Here is a 16184-nt window from a genome sequence, read left to right on the forward strand (position 1 = left end):
TGACTATAGACCGGCCTTTAGCCGGGCTGCCACCCAAGGAAGGACACTCGACCAATGTCGGGTATGGTCATTGGGGTAATCGGCGCTAAACTCGGGGTGGCTTTTTCTCAAGTCCACCTGGCTGGAATCAAAAAATGAAAAATAATAATAGCCTGCTACGCCACATTCCCTGGCTGCTGCTGGCAATCGTCGGGGCGTGCGCCCTTGGGGTAGTGGCATTGCGTCGGGGCGAGGCGATCAATGCCTTGTGGATTGTCGTTGCGGCGGTGGCCATCTATCTGGTCGCGTACCGCTACTACAGTCTGTTCATCGCCACCAAAGTGATGCAGCTCGACCCACGGCGGGCCACCCCCGCTGTACTCAACAACGATGGTCTGGACTATGTGCCGACCAACAAGCACATTCTTTTTGGTCACCACTTTGCGGCTATCGCAGGCGCAGGGCCATTGGTGGGTCCGGTACTGGCCGCGCAGATGGGCTATTTGCCAGGCACCCTGTGGTTGATCGCCGGCGTGGTGCTGGCGGGGGCCGTTCAGGACTTCATGGTCCTGTTCATGTCCACCCGGCGCAACGGTCGTTCTCTGGGTGACATGGTCCGTGAGGAAATGGGCCGTATCCCGGGCACCATCGCGCTGTTTGGCTGCTTCCTGATCATGATCATCATCCTTGCGGTGCTGGCGCTGATCGTGGTCAAGGCCCTGGCCGAAAGCCCGTGGGGCATCTTCACGGTCATGGCGACCATCCCGATCGCGATGTTCATGGGCATTTACATGCGCTACATCCGTCCGGGCCGCATTGGCGAAATCTCGGTCATCGGCGTATTGCTGCTGCTGGGCTCCATCTGGCTGGGCGGGCAGATTGCCGCTGATCCGGTATGGGCCAAGGCGTTCAGCTTCACCGGGATCCAGATCACCTGGATGCTGATCGGCTATGGTTTTGTTGCTGCGGTGTTGCCGGTATGGCTGATCCTGGCGCCGCGCGACTACCTGTCGACCTTCCTCAAGATCGGCACCATCGTGGCACTGGCCATCGGTATCCTGGTGACCATGCCCGAGCTGAAAATGCCCGCGCTGACCCAGTTCATCGATGGCACTGGCCCGGTGTGGAAAGGCGGTCTGTTCCCATTCCTGTTCATCACCATCGCCTGTGGCGCGGTGTCGGGCTTCCACGCGCTGATCTCCTCCGGCACTACGCCGAAGCTGCTGGATAACGAAACCAATGCTCGTTACATCGGTTACGGCGGCATGCTGATGGAGTCCTTCGTGGCCATCATGGCGATGGTTGCCGCTTCGGTGATCGAGCCAGGCGTGTACTTCGCCATGAACAGCCCGGCGGCCGTGGTCGGCAGTGATGTAATGACGGTGGCGCAGACGGTCAGCGGCTGGGGCTTTGCCATTACCCCGGAAGCCCTGCAGGCGGTGGCCCATGACATCGGTGAAACCACCATCCTGGCGCGCGCTGGCGGCGCACCGACGCTGGCAGTGGGGATTGCGCAGATCCTGCACAGTGTCCTGCCGGGTGAAAACACCATGGCATTCTGGTACCACTTCGCGATCCTGTTTGAAGCGCTGTTCATCCTGACCGCCGTGGACGCCGGTACCCGTGCCGGGCGTTTCATGTTGCAGGATCTGCTCGGCTCCTTCGTGCCCGCGCTCAAGCGCACTGAGTCCTGGACCGCGAACCTGATCGCGACCGCCGGTTGCGTGGCCATGTGGGGCTGGTTGCTGTATCAGGGCGTGATCGATCCACTGGGCGGTATCAACACCTTGTGGCCACTGTTCGGCATCTCCAACCAGATGCTGGCCGGTATCGCGCTCATGCTCAGCACCGTGGTGCTGATCAAAATGAAACGCCAGCGCTACATCTGGGTCACCATGCTGCCAGCGGTATGGCTGCTGATTTGCACCACCACCGCAGGCTTCATCAAGCTGTTCGACGCCAACCCGGCGATCGGCTTCCTGTCGCTGGCCAAGAAGTACAGCGATGCCCTGGCCAACGGTCAGGTGCTTGCACCGGCCAAGGACATCACGCAGATGCAGCACGTGATCTTCAATGCCTACACCAACGCAACGCTGACGGCATTGTTCCTGTTCGTGGTCTTCAGCATCCTGTTTTACGCGCTCAAGGTGGGTATCACCGCCTGGGGCCACAAGGAGCGTACGGATAAAGAGTCGCCATTCAAGGCTCTGCCGGACGCATGATCGAGGATTGCAAGCATGTTCAATGACCTGAGTCGCCTCGGTAAATACCTCGGTCAGGCCGCGCGCCTGATGGTCGGCATGCCCGACTACGACACCTACGTCGAGCATATGCAAACCAAACACCCGGACAAACCGGTGATGAGCTACGAGATGTTCTTTCGCGAACGTCAGGAGGCGCGTTACGGTGGCAAGGGTGGGCCCAAGTGCTGTTGACCCGCTGATAGCGGGTTAACAGACTTGATATGGGAGCAGGATTTTTGTGGGAGCGAGCCAGCTCGCTTCCACACAAGACTGCTCCCATTTTTATTTGTGCAGTTCAAAGGAGAAACCGTTTGTCCTCTCCCATCCCGGTAACAGTCCTCAGCGGCTTCCTCGGCGCCGGCAAAACCACGCTGCTGCGCCACCTGCTCAAAGCCGAGCACGGGCTGAAAATCGCCGTGATCGAAAACGAATTCAGTGACGCCGGTATCGACACCCAGCTCCTGGGCGATGAGCCGGTACAAGTGATGACGCTGTCCAATGGCTGCGTCTGCTGCACCATCCACACCGACTTGACCAAGGCCCTGTACCTGCTGCTCGAGCGCCTGGACAGTGGCGAGATTGCCTTTGATCGGCTGGTGATCGAATGCACCGGCCTGGCTGACCCGGCGCCGGTGGCGCAAACCTTCTTCATCGATGAAGAGCTTCGGGAGCGCTACATCCTCGACGGCATCATCACGTTGGTCGACGCCGCGCATGCCGACGTGCACCTGACCCAGACCATTGCCCAGGCGCAGATCGGCTTTGCCGACCGCCTGCTGGTGAGCAAGCGCGATCTGGTAGACGAGGCGACGTTCACGGCATTGAGCGAGCGCCTGACCCGGATCAATCGCCGCGCACCGATCCGGCTGGTTGAACACGGCAGGATCGATTTGGCCGAGCTGCTCGATGTGCGTGGCTTCAACCTCAATGCCGATCTCGGCGGCGGGGTCAGCCTGCGCCCGGTCAGCAAGGCCCCCACGATTGACCGCATTTCCAGCCTGGTGCTGCGCACCGATAAGGCGCTGGATATCGACCAGCTCAGCGGCTTCATGAACGAACTGCTGGAGGAGCATGGCAAGCAACTGCTGCGCTACAAAGGCGTGCTGAGCATTGTCGGCGAACCCCGGCGCCTGGTGTTTCAGGGCGTGTTGAAGCTGTATGGCTTCGACTGGGACACGGAGTGGTTAGAGGGGGAAGCGCGGGAAAGTGTGATGGTGTTTATTGCCGATGACTTGCCGGAAGAAAAAATCCGTGAAGGGTTTGCGCGGGTGGTGGCCGATCAAGGGCGGTGATCTTCAGCGTGTTTCAGGGCGCTATCGTCGGAACACCGTCCCGACGATGGCGAACTACCCAACAACACAGTGTCGAGCGGCTACGGGTTCCGGGTTGAGCAGTACTTCTGCCAGATGATCCAGATGCCGGTTGATCAGCGTCACCGCCATTGTCGCGTCCTGACGCTCCAGCGCATCGACCATCCCCGCCTGTTCCTGCCATACGCAATAAAAACCCGTCTGCGCATCATGCTGTGCAATGGCCAGCGACGTCAGGGGCACCAGGCTGCTGAGAAAATGCGCCAATGGTGCGTTCCCCGCCATTTCGGCCAGTTGCAGATGAAACTCTTCCGATAACCGGATCGAGGAACCTCGCTGTTTCCGCTCGGCGCATTGGCGCTGGCGCTCGATCAACCCTCGTAGGCGCTTCAGGTCTTCGGGGCGAGGCTGCTGACTGGCCAGTCGAACCAGTGTGCTCTCGGTCAATCGTCGGGCATGGAGAATTTGCCGGATTTGTTCGAGGTCCGGTGCGGCAATCTGAGGCTGGTGGTTCGGCCGCAGAATGAGGATCTGCTGATGGGACAGTCGCGTCAGTACCTGGCGAACGAGGCTGCGGCTGATGCCGAGCATCTCGATCAGCCTTTCCTCACTGAAGCGGCCGGTCGGGGCAAACCGCTGGTCGAGAATGGCGTCGAAGATCTGCGGGTAAATGTCATCCACCGAAGGAGGGCGATGACGCGTGCGCGAAAAGGGCAGGGCAACAGACGTATCAGGGTTGTGCTGCGCTGAAGCAAAGCTGTTCATGGCCTGTCTCCGGTTCGAAGAGGGTTCAACTGCCGAGGTTGTCGTCTGGAATGTTCAGTTCGATGCCCATGCGCTGACCTTCGCGAAGAATGTGCCGGCGCATTTCGGCGCTGGCCTGGGCGCTGTTCTTGCTGCGGATGGCGCGTACCACGGCTTCGTTTTCCTCAAGGCGTTCAGCCAGGTGCTCCGGAGAGTTGCGCAGCACCTGCGCGCTTTGCTTGAGGGCGACACTGGTCTGCTGCACCACGCTCTGGAAGATCGGGTTGGAGGTCAATGTGAACAGCTCTTCGTGGAAGGCGATGTAGGCGTTCACGCCGGCTTCGCTGTCATTGGCTTCCAGGGCCTCGCGCATGTCCATCAAGGTCAGGCGCAGTTGTCCGACTTCCTTGCTGCTGATGGACTGCGCCACCAGCCCGACGATGAACGGTTCGAGGGTGTAGCGCAGTTGCAGTACATCTTCCAGGCTTGCGCCGGCCACCGCGCTTTCATGGCCTTGGCTCTCACTGATGTCGGCCTCCAGCACCACCACGCCTTTACCCGGCATCGAGCGCACCAGCCCGAGGGTTTCCAGCACGATCACCGCTTCGCGCAGGCTCGGGCGGCTGATGCCCATTTGTTCGGCCAGTTCGCGCTGCCCCGGCAGCATTTCGCCGGAGCGCCACTGACCCCGGGCCAGCGCGGCCCGAAGTTTTTCTACCACTGAATTTACGACGGTTGACGAGCTGATCACGGTTCGCTTCCTGAGCATCGAAATGGATTAACGGTGGTGCCTGCCCTTGGGCAGGCACCGGGGTTGTTCAGAATTCCTGCTGATGGGCAGCGGTGGCTGGCTTTCTAGGCTGGAAGGTATAACCCTGCTGGCCAGAAAGCACCTTGTGCGCCCGTTGTACATCAATGTCCTTTTCCCAGCGGGCGATGGCCACTGTGGCGACGCAGTTGCCGATCAGGTTGGTCAGCGCCCGACCGATGCCCATGAACCAGTCCACAGCCAGCACCAGCACCAGGCCGACTACCGGAATCGCCGGGATCGCGGTCAGTGTGGCAGCCAGAATCACCAGCGCCGATCCGGGAATTCCGTGGGCACCTTTGGAGGTGATCAGCGAGACCAGCAGGATCGTCAGCAAATCGCTCATGGCCAGTGGGGTGCCAGTGGCATTGGCGATGAACACGATGGCCAGGGTCAGGTAGATCGAAAAGCCGTCGAGGTTGAACGAATAGCCGGTGGGAATGACCAGGCCAACCGTCGAGCTGCCAATGCCCAGGTGTTCCAGCTTGCGCATGATTTGCGGCAGCACGGCGTCCGAGGAGGCGGTCCCCAGGACAATCAGCAACTCTTCACGCAGGTACTTGAGGAACGGCAGCATGCGCAGGCCGGACAGGCGCATCACCAGGCCCAGGATCAGAGACACGAACGCGACACAGGTCAGGTAGAACAGGCCGATCAGGCTGCCAAGGTGTTGCAGGGAATCCAGGCCATATTTGCTGGTGGTGAAGGCTATCGCGCCGAACACGCCAATCGGCGCCAGGCGCACGATCATGCCCATGATACGGAAGATCACATGGCTGAGTTCGTTGATCAGCCGCGAGATGCCTGACGCCGACTCGCCCACCAGGTTCAGCGCACTGCCGAACAACACTGAAAACAGCAGCACTTGCAGGATGTTGTTGTCGGCAAAGGCACCAATCACCGAGCTTGGAATCAGGTCCATCAGGAACTGGGTGGTGGTGTGCATGTGCTCGCTGCGCTGGGCAATGTCGCCCATGTCACTGGCAGACAGTTGATCCAGATGGATGTTCGCACCACTGCCGATGCCGGTGCTGAAGGCGAACACCAGGCCGATCACCAGCGCAATGGTGGTCAGGATTTCGAAGTAGATAACCGATTTAAGGCCAATACGCCCGACCTTCTTCAGGTCGCCGGCACCGCTGATACCGCTGACCACCACGCAGAACACGATCAGGCCAATGAGCATCTTGATCAGCTTGATGAAGCCGTCGCCGAGGGGTTTGAGCTGGGCGGAGTATTCGGGAAGGGTCAGCCCGCAGACGATGCCGAGCACCAGGCCGAGCACCACTTGAAGGAAGATTGAACGCGAGCACCATCTGAGCATGGGAGGAATTCCTGGTCGGTGTCCTGGCTGCCGTGCGCTTGGGCATCAGATTCAGGACTTAATTATTGTGGTCTTACCGGTATGTCCAGTGCAGGCGCAGTCTAGGCCCTGTTTTCAGGGCTTCGCAAGTGAAAATTGACGATTTGGTTTTACCGGTCTTACCAGTTGCTGGGCAAGGCCCGGGCTTGAGCGGTTTTGCAGGCGAAAAAAAACCGGTCATGGCTGACCGGTTTTTCATGTGCTGCGGTTTTGCGGGCTGATTAAGCGCCGTATACCGGCAGCTTCTTGCAGATGGCCTTGACCTTCTCACGAACGGCGTCGATCACCGCGTCGTTGTTCAGGTCTGCCAGGATGTCGCAGATCCAGCCAGCCAGTTCCTTGCACTCTGCTTCCTTGAAGCCACGAGTGGTCACAGCCGGAGTACCGAAGCGCAGGCCGGAGGTGACGAACGGGGAGCGTGGATCGTTTGGTACGGAGTTCTTGTTCACGGTGATGAACGCTTTGCCCAGTGCGGCATCGGCGTCTTTACCGGAGATTTCCTGCTTGATCAGCGACAGCAGGAACAGGTGGTTCTCAGTACCGCCGGAAACCACGTCAAAACCGCGCTCGATGAACACGCCGGCCATGGCCTGGGCGTTTTTCACCACTTGTTGCTGGTAGGTCTTGAACTCAGGCTGCAGGGCTTCCTTGAAGCAGATCGCCTTGGCGGCGATCACGTGCTCCAGTGGGCCACCCTGGGCGCCCGGGAATACGGCGGAGTTCAGTTTCTTCTCGATGTCGGCGTTGGCGCGAGCCAGGATCAGGCCGCCACGTGGACCGCGCAGGGTCTTGTGGGTGGTGGTGGTCACGACGTCAGCGAATGGAACCGGGTTCGGGTAGACACCAGCGGCGACCAGACCGGCTACGTGAGCCATGTCGACGAACAGGTAGGCACCGACCTTGTCGGCGATTTCGCGGAAGCGCGGGAAGTCCAGGATCTGCGAGTAGGCAGAGAAACCGGCCACGATCATTTTTGGCTTGTGTTCAACAGCCAGGCGCTCGACTTCGTCGTAGTCGATCAGGCCATTGGCGTCGATGCCGTACTGGACAGCGTTGTACAGCTTGCCGGAGGAGGAAACGCTGGCACCGTGGGTCAGGTGACCACCGTGGGCCAGGCTCATGCCCAGGAGGGTGTCGCCAGCCGACAACAGGGCCAGGTAAACGGCACTGTTGGCTTGCGAGCCGGCGTGCGGCTGAACGTTGGCGTAATCGGCACCGAACAGTTCTTTTGCACGGTCGATGGCCAGTTGCTCAACCACGTCGACGTACTCGCAACCGCCGTAGTAGCGCTTGCCCGGGTAGCCTTCGGCGTACTTGTTGGTCAGTACCGAGCCTTGAGCTTCCATCACCGCTGGGCTGGTGTAGTTTTCCGAAGCGATCAGCTCGATGTGTTCTTCCTGGCGCTGAGCTTCTTGCTCCATGGCGGCAAAAAGGTCGGCGTCGTACTTGGCAATGGTCAAATCACGGCTGAACATGGCGGTCCTCAAGGATCGGGGGGCAGAAAAGGAGGGCATTCTAACCCAATGGGTTTTGTCTGGCATATGAAACGACATCATGTCGCAGACGAATGGGGCTCAAGCAGCTGCAAGCCTCAAGTCTCAAGCGGCAAGTTAAAGGCGGATTGGCTTCTGCTTGTAGCTTGAGGCTGCTTTCAGTCAAACATGAACAACGCATCATTGCTGAACTGCGCTTCGAAGTGTGGGGCCGGCATCGGCCGTCCGAACAGATAACCCTGTACCTCGTCGCAGCCATGCTCGCGCAGGAAGTCGAGTTGCTCATGGGTTTCCACGCCTTCGGCAATCACCGCCAGGTTGAGGCTGTGGGCCATGGCAATGATTGCCCGGGCAATTTGTGCGTCCTGCTCGCCGCTGGGCAGGCCGTCGACGAAGGTGCGGTCGATTTTCAGTACGTCGATCGGGAACTGCTTCAAGTAGTTGAGCGATGAGTACCCGGTGCCAAAGTCATCGACCGCAATGCTCAGTCCAAGGTTTTTCAGCCCGGCGAGGATCTGCATGGCCTCGCTGACTTCGCGCATCAGGATACTTTCGGTCAGCTCCAGTTCCAGGCAGGCGGGTGGCAGGCCCGTCTCCTTGAGGATGGTGGCGATGCGCGTGCCGAGTTGGCCGTCGGAGAACTGCCGGGCGGAGATGTTCACTGAAACTTTGGGGACGCGCACCTTGGCCTGGTGCCAGGCCTTGAGCTGACGGCAGGCTTCGCTGATCACCCAGTCGCCGACATCCACCACCAGACCGAGCTCTTCGAGCACCGGAATGAAATCCCCCGGCGGTACCAGTCCGCGCCGCGGATGACGCCAGCGCAGCAGGGCTTCGGCACCGGTCAAGCGCTTGCCGTCGCCACTGAATTGCGGTTGGTAGTAAAGCACGAACTCATTCTGTTCAAGCGCGTGACGCAGGTCGCTTTCCAGTTCCAGGCGCTCCAGGGCGCTGGCGTTCATGTCCGCCTGGTAGAACTGGAAGTTGTTCTTGCCGCGCTCCTTGGCGTGGTACATCGCGGTGTCGGCGTTCTTCATCAACTGACTCAGTTCGTTGCCGTCCTGCGGGCTCAGGGCAATGCCGATACTGGCGGTGACAAAGAACTCGCGGCCTTCGAGGACGAAGGGTTTCACCAGGCTGGCGAGAATCTGTTCGGCGACATGAATCGCCCGGTTCAGGGCGACTTCACGGTTGGCGCGCGGTTGCAGCAACAGGGTGAACTCGTCGCCCCCCATGCGCGCCACGGTGTCATCGTCATCGACGCACCCGAGCAGGCGCGTGGCCATTTCCTTGAGCATGCGATCGCCGGCGGCGTGGCCCAGGGAGTCGTTGATCGGTTTGAAACGGTCCAGGTCCAGGAACATCAGCACCACCCATGACTTCTGCCGTTCCGCCGACTGCAAGGCCGTGTGCAGGCGGTCCTGGAACAGCGTGCGGTTGGGCAGGTGAGTCAGGGCGTCGTAGTAGGCCAGGCGATGAATGCGCTGCTCGCTGGCCTTGCGTTCGCTGATGTCGCTGAAAAAGCACACGTAACTGGCCAGGTCACCTTCGTCGTCGAGTACGGCGGTGATGCCGACCCAGGCCGGGTAATGCTCGCCACTGCGGCGTTTGAGCCAGACTTCGCCCTCCCAGGTGCTGTGTTGATGCAATTGCTTGAGCACATAGCGCAGGTGGGCTTCCTGCTGGTCGTCGACGGTCAGCATGTTCGGCAGCTGGTCGAGCACCTGCGCCACCTCGTAGCCACTGACGCGGCTGAACGCTTCGTTGGCCTGCACGATGTAGCCGGCCGGATCGGTGATCAGAATGGCCGAGGTCGAGTGCTCGAATACGGTGGCCGCCATGCGCAGGTCTTTCTCGGCGCGGCGCTGCTGGCTGATATCACGACCGACCCCCAGCACACCCTCGAAGGCGCCGTGTTCGTCCCACACCAGGATCAGCCGCAGCTCGATCGGGATCTTGCGCCCGTCGGCGCGCAGGCAGTCGAACAGGAACAGTTGGGTCTGTACCTGGCCGCGCAATTGCGCCAGTTGCTCAGGTTTGTTCAGGGCCTTGCTGACCCGGTCCATCAGGCTGTAGATGCCGGTCAGCTGTTGCGGGTTGGCGATGATCGATTGCCAGCCGTTCTGGAATATCCAGTCAGCGTCATAGCCGAGTACAGCCTGTACGGACGGGCTGACATAGTTGAGCGAGAGTTTGTTGTCGGTGGAGAAAATGACGTCGCTGATGCTTTCGGCAAGCATCCGATAGCGTTGCTCGCTGTCGCGCAGGGATTCGCTGGCTGCGATCTGGTCGGTGATGTCCTTGGCCACGCCGATGATGCGAGTGACCTGATCGTGGGTGTCCCGTGCCAGCGCCTGCTCGCGAATATCGAAGCAGCGCCATTTGCCGTCGCGGTGACGGAAGCGCAGCAGGCACTGCAGCAGTTGGCTGTACCCGGCCTGGCGTTGTTCCTGGCGCAAGCGGTGGTAGTGATCCGCGTCTTCGGGGTGCAGCAGGATTTCCCAGAAGTACTCACCCATCTGGTGCAGTTCGGTTTTGTTGTACCCCAGGGTCTGCCCCAGGTGGTGGTTGCTGAAGATCATGCGCTGGCTGATCACATCCTGCACATACAGGTGATCGGGGACAGTGCGCACCACATCGGACCAGAAGCCTTCACGCTCCAGCAGCGAGAGTTCGACGAGCTTGCGGCTGGTGATGTCGTTGATGCTGAGGATGACCGCGTTGTAGTCGTGCTGTGCTTCCGGCAAGCGCAGGACCAGCCACAGGTGCTGATCGCGGCCCTGGGTGTCCTTGAGCTTGATTTCCAGTTCCAGCTGTTTCTGTTGGTTAACCACCGCCTCCAGCAGCGGAGTGCCGATGGCATTGCCAGCCAGTGGCCGGCCTTCGATCAACAGTTTCCAGGCTTGCTCGCATGACTGGACATTGAGCAGGCGCAAGGCGAGCTGGTTGACTTCAGTGATGCGCAATTCCTGTAGCAGTGGCTGGCGATGTTCGGGTTTTTCCAGCCATGAACGCAGCTGTTTGCCAGAGTGCAGGCCGGCTTTGTCGAGGGCGGCTCTGAGCCCGGAAAGGTCCAGCACGCACAGCGCGACACCGGTGCCATCGAAGATGTCCTGATAGCGTCGACGGCCTTCATGCAACTGGCGTTGCCGGCGACGCATGCTGAGCAAGGCGATGAACGGCAGCAGCGAAAAGGCCAGGCCCAGTAGGCACTTGCCAATAAAGGCCGGTAGCAGCTGTTCAATCACCCGTTGCCGGTCGAACAACCCACGCAGCTGCCAGTCGCTGCTGCTGAGGGGCACGATCAGGACGCTGTTGGTCTGGTCCTCGGGGGTCAACACGTTGGGCTGGGTCGACGGCATCAGGTCGTCGCGGCTGATGATCTGCTGGTTGATGCGGTTTTCCACCACCCACATCGGTCGGATGCCGGACTCGCCTTGTTTGGTCAGCGACGAGAAAAACGTCGGACGCAGGCGCAGAGCCCAGTAGCCGCGTGTGCTACCGCTGGCCTGACGCAGTAACAGGTGCACCACGGAGCCGTCGTTGGCGTTGCTGAAGTAATGCGCCTGAGCCCGACTGCGCTTGACCAGCTCACCCAGGTACTCGGCGTCCGAGCTGTCGTTGGCACTGTCGCTCAGCACCTTTCCCGAGGGGCTGAGCAGGGCCACGCTGAGCAGCTCCGGCAGGGACTGCTGCAGTTTGCGCAACACGGCCTGCAGCTGTTCATCGGTCTGCGGTTGTTCGACGATCGGTAGCAGGTTGAGCGCGATCTGGGCGTTGAGCGCCATGTTCAGGCTGACTTGCGCGGCCAGGTCGGCGGTGTAGTCAATGGTGTACTGGCGCTGGTTTTTCTGGGTCTCGCGAAGCTGGTCCAGCAACTGCCAGAACAACAGTCCGAGCAACAGCAGCACCAGCGTCGCCAGCGTGCCCTTGAGTGTTCCGCGCAGGGGCGATCCAGTCGCAGGATTCAGTGCGCGCATGGAGGTAGGCGGAGTGGCATTGGACAAACTGTAATCCTGCGATAGAGCTGCACTGGTGCGACGCGCACTATAAGCCGGACGCCCGGAGGGCGGCTAGCATGCCTTGAGTTGTGGCAAAGTGCCAGCCCCGTCCGGCTGGACGGTTATCCCGCATTGAGGTAGCTTTGCCGGTTACGCAGGGCGTTCCAGCCCCAGACATTCAGGTTTATTCTCGCCCGCAGGCATTGATCTCGATCCATGCCCGCGCCGCGCATGGCCTGGCACGGGCTTCGCCCGCTTTTATTCAACCGTTACTGACGCTAGGTTCTCCATGGCTCAATACGTCTTCACCATGCATCGGCTGGGCAAAGTTGTTCCGCCGAAGCGGGAAATCCTGAAAAATATTTCGCTGTCGTTCTTCCCTGGCGCGAAGATCGGCGTACTCGGCCTCAACGGTTCGGGTAAATCCACGCTGCTGAAAATCATGGCCGGCGTCGACACCGAGTTTGACGGTGAAGCCCGTCCAATGCCGGAGCTGAACATCGGCTACCTGCCACAGGAACCGATCCTGGACCCGACCAAGACCGTGCGTGAAGTGGTCGAGGAAGCCGTCAGCGTGATCAAGGACGCGCAAGCGCGCCTGGACGAGGTGTACGCCGCCTACGCCGAACCGGATGCCGACTTCGACAAACTGGCCGCCGAACAGGCCAAGCTCGAAGCCATCCTGCAAGCCGGCGACGGTCACAACCTGGAGCGCCAGCTGGAAGTTGCCGCCGATGCGCTGCGCCTGCCGGCCTGGGATGCCAAGGTCGAAGTCCTGTCCGGTGGTGAAAAGCGTCGTGTGGCCCTGTGCCGTCTGTTGCTGTCCGCGCCGGACATGCTGCTGCTCGACGAGCCGACCAACCACCTGGACGCCGATTCCGTAGCCTGGCTGGAGCACTTCCTGCACGACTTCCCGGGCACCGTGGTTGCGATCACGCACGACCGCTACTTCCTGGACAACGTTGCCGGCTGGATTCTGGAACTCGACCGCGGCGCGGGCATTCCTTACGAGGGTAACTATTCGGGTTGGCTGGAAGCCAAGTCCGACCGTCTGGCTGCCGAATCCAAGCAGCAGTCGGCCCACGAAAAGGCCATGAAAGAAGAACTGGAGTGGGTGCGCAAAGGCGCCAAGGCCCGCCAGTCGAAATCCAAGGCCCGTCTGCAACGCTTCGAAGAAATGCAGTCGCAGGAATTCCAGAAGCGCAGCGAAACCAACGAGATCTACATCCCGGCCGGTCCGCGCCTGGGTGACAAGGTCATCGAATTCAAGAACGTCACCAAGGGCTATGGCGACCGCGTGTTGATCGACAACCTGTCGTTCGCCATGCCTAAAGGTGCCATTGTTGGTGTGATCGGTGGTAACGGTGCGGGTAAATCCACACTGTTCCGCATGCTGATGGGTAAGGAAACACCGGATTCTGGCAGCATCGAAGTTGGTGAAACCGTGCAGCTTGCTTGCGTGGACCAGAGCCGCGAAGACCTGGACGGCAGCAAGACCGTGTTCCAGCAGATCTCCGACGGTTCCGACCAGATCCGCATCGGCAACTACGAGATCCCGTCGCGTACCTACGTCGGTCGCTTCAACTTCAAGGGCGGTGATCAGCAGAAGTTCGTCAAGGACCTGTCCGGTGGTGAGCGCGGTCGCTTGCACCTGGCCCTGACCCTGAAAGAGGGCGGCAACGTCCTGCTGCTCGACGAACCGTCCAACGACCTCGACGTTGAAACCCTGCGTTCCCTGGAAGAAGCCCTGCTGGACTTCCCGGGCGCCGCCATTGTGATCTCCCACGATCGGTGGTTTCTTGACCGCGTCGCGACGCACATCCTGGCGTACGAAGACGACTCGCAAGCGCTGTTCTTCGAAGGCAACTACACCGAGTACGAAGCCGATCGCAAGAAACGCCTTGGCGAAGCCGCGGCCCAGCCACACCGGGTACGCCACAAGAAACTGGCCTGATTTGGGGTTGGTTGCATAGAGAGACGGAGCCTTCGCGGGCTCCGTTTTTTTTTGGCATTTGTAGGAGCAGCCGGTCGATGTTCGAGCGCTCGCGATGAACTCAAGGGCGACGTGTTTAATCAGAAAACACGCGTTATCGTTAACGTCCATCGCGAGCGCGCTCGCTCCTACAGAACGATTGTGAACTTCCTGATGGTGCAGGGCTCGCCTTTATAGTCCCTGTTTTTGTGCACAAATGGCTTTGAATTTGGATTAAATTATATCCATTGCACCATTTAATTTCATAAGTGCGACATTTTGCGCTGTTCCGGTGCTCCTGTCGTTTGCTACAGTCCGGCTCAATCTCTCCAACGACAATAAATTTGCCGAGACTTTTCCATGATCGAATCCGTCGAATCCTTCCTTGCCCGCTTGAAAAAACGTGACCCGGACCAACCCGAATTCCATCAGGCGGTGGAAGAAGTCCTGCGCAGCCTGTGGCCGTTTCTCGAAGCCAATCCACATTACCTGACCTCCGGCATTCTGGAGCGGATTTGCGAGCCGGAGCGTGCCGTGGCGTTTCGGGTTTCCTGGGTCGACGATCAGGGCAAGGTGCAGGTCAATCGCGGGTTCCGCATCCAGATGAACAGCGCCATCGGCCCGTACAAGGGCGGCCTGCGTTTCCATCCGTCGGTGAACCTGGGAGTGTTGAAGTTTCTCGCGTTCGAGCAGACCTTCAAGAATTCCCTGACCTCCCTGCCGATGGGCGGTGGCAAGGGCGGCTCGGACTTCGATCCTAAGGGCAAGAGCGACGCGGAGGTGATGCGTTTCTGCCAGGCTTTCATGAGCGAGCTGTACCGCCACATTGGCTCGGATGTCGACGTTCCGGCCGGTGACATCGGCGTCGGTGCGCGGGAGATCGGTTTCCTGTTCGGCCAATACAAGCGCCTGAGCAACCAGTTCACCAGCGTGCTGACCGGCAAGGGCATGAGCTATGGCGGCAGCCTGATTCGTCCGGAAGCCACCGGTTTCGGCTGCGTGTACTTCGCCGAAGAAATGCTCAAGCGCAGCGGTGATAAGGTCGAAGGCAAGCGCGTGGCGATCTCGGGGTCGGGTAACGTGGCGCAGTACGCGGCCCGCAAGGTCATGGACCTGGGGGGCAAGGTGATCTCGCTGTCCGACTCCGAGGGTACCTTGTTCTGCGAGGCCGGCTTGACCGAGGAGCAATGGCAGGCACTGCTGGAGCTGAAGAACGTCACCCGTGGGCGGATCAGCGAGCTGGCCGCGCGTTTCGGCCTGGAGTTCCGCGCCGGGCAACGTCCGTGGAGCCTGGCCTGCGACATCGCCCTGCCATGCGCCACACAGAACGAGCTGGATGCCGATGACGCCCGCACGCTGCTGCGTAACGGCTGTATCTGCGTGGCGGAAGGCGCGAACATGCCGACCACCCTGGCGGCTGTGGATATCTTTATCGAGGCCGGCACCCTGTTTGCCCCGGGCAAGGCGTCCAATGCCGGTGGTGTCGCGGTCAGCGGCCTGGAAATGTCGCAGAACGCCATGCGCCTGTTGTGGAGCGCGGGTGAGGTCGACAGTAAATTGCACAACATCATGCAGTCGATTCACCACGCCTGCGTGCATTACGGCGAAGAGAACGGGCGGATCAACTACGTGAAGGGCGCGAACATCGCAGGCTTCGTCAAAGTCGCTGACGCGATGTTGGCCCAGGGTGTGGTCTAACCCGGCTCGATGCGGATGACTTCAATCAGTTGATCGCCCGCCGGGCGCTGCCAGAGCACTTCGTCGTTCAGTTGCGCGCCCAGCAGCGCACGCCCAAGCGGTGAAGCCCAGTTGATCAGGCCCTTGGCGGCAACGGCCTGGTCTTCACCCACCAATTGCACGCGGCGCTCGGTGCCCAACTCATCGGCGTAGGTCACCCAACTGCCAATCTGCACCTTGCGGGTGGAGGTGGCTGGCGACACGACCTGGGCGCTTTGCAGGCGGTGGATGTAGTAGCGCAGGTCGCGGTCAAGTTCGGCCAGGCGCTGCTTGTCGGCCTGCTCACCCTGCGCCGATTGTTCGTCATGCGCGGCGTGCAGCTCGGCGACCTTGCCTTGCAGCAAGTTCAGGCCTTCGGGTGTGACGTAGTTGGGCTGGCTACTGACCTGGCGTTCTACCGGCAGGTCAGTTTGTTCACCAGCAATATCTTCATTGACGAAAGCGCGGCTCATGGCAGTTCCCCCTGTGTGGAGTTTAGGCCATGCTCGCAGGCTTTGGGTTTTCCCGGTTATCCGAAAACGACCTGTTGCGTGC

The 16184-nt window shown here is 60.3% G+C and carries 11 protein-coding genes; 5 read left to right on the forward strand and 6 right to left on the reverse strand.

Annotation, left to right across the window (positions count from 1 at the left end; genetic code table 11):
* Positions 1–134 precede the first annotated feature (134 nt).
* The 3 genes from CKW07_RS14160 (at position 135) to yjiA (ending at position 3514) form a co-directional block, all read left to right on the forward strand.
* Entirely contained in the window at positions 135–2201 is a 2067-nt protein-coding gene (locus CKW07_RS14160; protein ID WP_095080696.1) for a carbon starvation CstA family protein, read from the forward strand.
* Between the two features lie 15 nt (positions 2202–2216).
* Entirely contained in the window at positions 2217–2414 is a 198-nt protein-coding gene (locus CKW07_RS14165; RefSeq protein ID WP_003228401.1) for a YbdD/YjiX family protein, read from the forward strand.
* A 119-nt stretch (positions 2415–2533) separates the two neighbouring features.
* A complete protein-coding gene (gene yjiA / locus CKW07_RS14170) occupies positions 2534–3514 on the forward strand; it encodes a GTPase (protein WP_095145457.1) in 981 nt (326 codons plus the stop codon).
* Positions 3515–3568: 54 nt separating this feature from the next.
* On the opposite strand, the gene CKW07_RS14175 is transcribed toward yjiA, so the two are convergent.
* The 5 genes from CKW07_RS14175 to CKW07_RS14195 all read right to left on the reverse strand — a co-directional run bounded on the left by CKW07_RS14175 (position 3569) and on the right by CKW07_RS14195 (position 11947).
* Positions 3569–4297 carry a GntR family transcriptional regulator gene (locus CKW07_RS14175; protein ID WP_095145458.1) on the reverse strand — a complete coding sequence of 243 codons (729 nt, stop codon included), beginning with the start codon at positions 4295–4297 and terminating at the stop codon, positions 3569–3571.
* Positions 4298–4322: 25 nt separating this feature from the next.
* Positions 4323–5027 (reverse strand): FadR/GntR family transcriptional regulator, encoded by a 705-nt coding sequence (locus CKW07_RS14180; protein WP_095080702.1) that lies wholly within the window; start codon positions 5025–5027, stop codon positions 4323–4325.
* Between the two features lie 67 nt (positions 5028–5094).
* Positions 5095–6408, reverse strand: a complete 1314-nt coding sequence (locus tag CKW07_RS14185) for a C4-dicarboxylate transporter DctA (protein WP_095145459.1) — start codon at positions 6406–6408, stop codon at positions 5095–5097.
* 260 nt (positions 6409–6668) lie between these two features.
* Positions 6669–7922 carry a serine hydroxymethyltransferase gene (glyA, locus tag CKW07_RS14190; RefSeq protein ID WP_095080711.1) on the reverse strand — a complete coding sequence of 418 codons (1254 nt, stop codon included), beginning with the start codon at positions 7920–7922 and terminating at the stop codon, positions 6669–6671.
* Positions 7923–8098: 176 nt separating this feature from the next.
* Positions 8099–11947, reverse strand: a complete 3849-nt coding sequence (locus CKW07_RS14195; RefSeq protein WP_095145460.1) for a bifunctional diguanylate cyclase/phosphodiesterase — start codon at positions 11945–11947, stop codon at positions 8099–8101.
* A gap of 283 nt (positions 11948–12230) precedes the next feature.
* On the opposite strand from CKW07_RS14195, the gene ettA reads away from it, so the two are divergent.
* Both ettA and gdhA read left to right on the forward strand, forming a co-directional pair.
* Positions 12231–13895, forward strand: a complete 1665-nt coding sequence (gene ettA / locus CKW07_RS14200; RefSeq protein ID WP_095145461.1) for an energy-dependent translational throttle protein EttA — start codon at positions 12231–12233, stop codon at positions 13893–13895.
* Positions 13896–14273: 378 nt separating this feature from the next.
* Positions 14274–15611, forward strand: a complete 1338-nt coding sequence (gene gdhA / locus CKW07_RS14205; RefSeq protein WP_095145462.1) for an NADP-specific glutamate dehydrogenase — start codon at positions 14274–14276, stop codon at positions 15609–15611.
* On the opposite strand, the gene CKW07_RS14210 is transcribed toward gdhA, so the two are convergent.
* Positions 15608–16102, reverse strand: a complete 495-nt coding sequence (locus CKW07_RS14210; RefSeq protein ID WP_095080717.1) for a GreA/GreB family elongation factor — start codon at positions 16100–16102, stop codon at positions 15608–15610. The two genes, gdhA and CKW07_RS14210, sit on opposite strands and share 4 nt — an antisense overlap.
* Positions 16103–16184: the final 82 nt, after the last annotated feature.

Origin of the sequence: Pseudomonas sp. Irchel s3b6 (assembly GCF_900187415.1) — a bacterium.
Lineage (GTDB): Bacteria > Pseudomonadota > Gammaproteobacteria > Pseudomonadales > Pseudomonadaceae > Aquipseudomonas.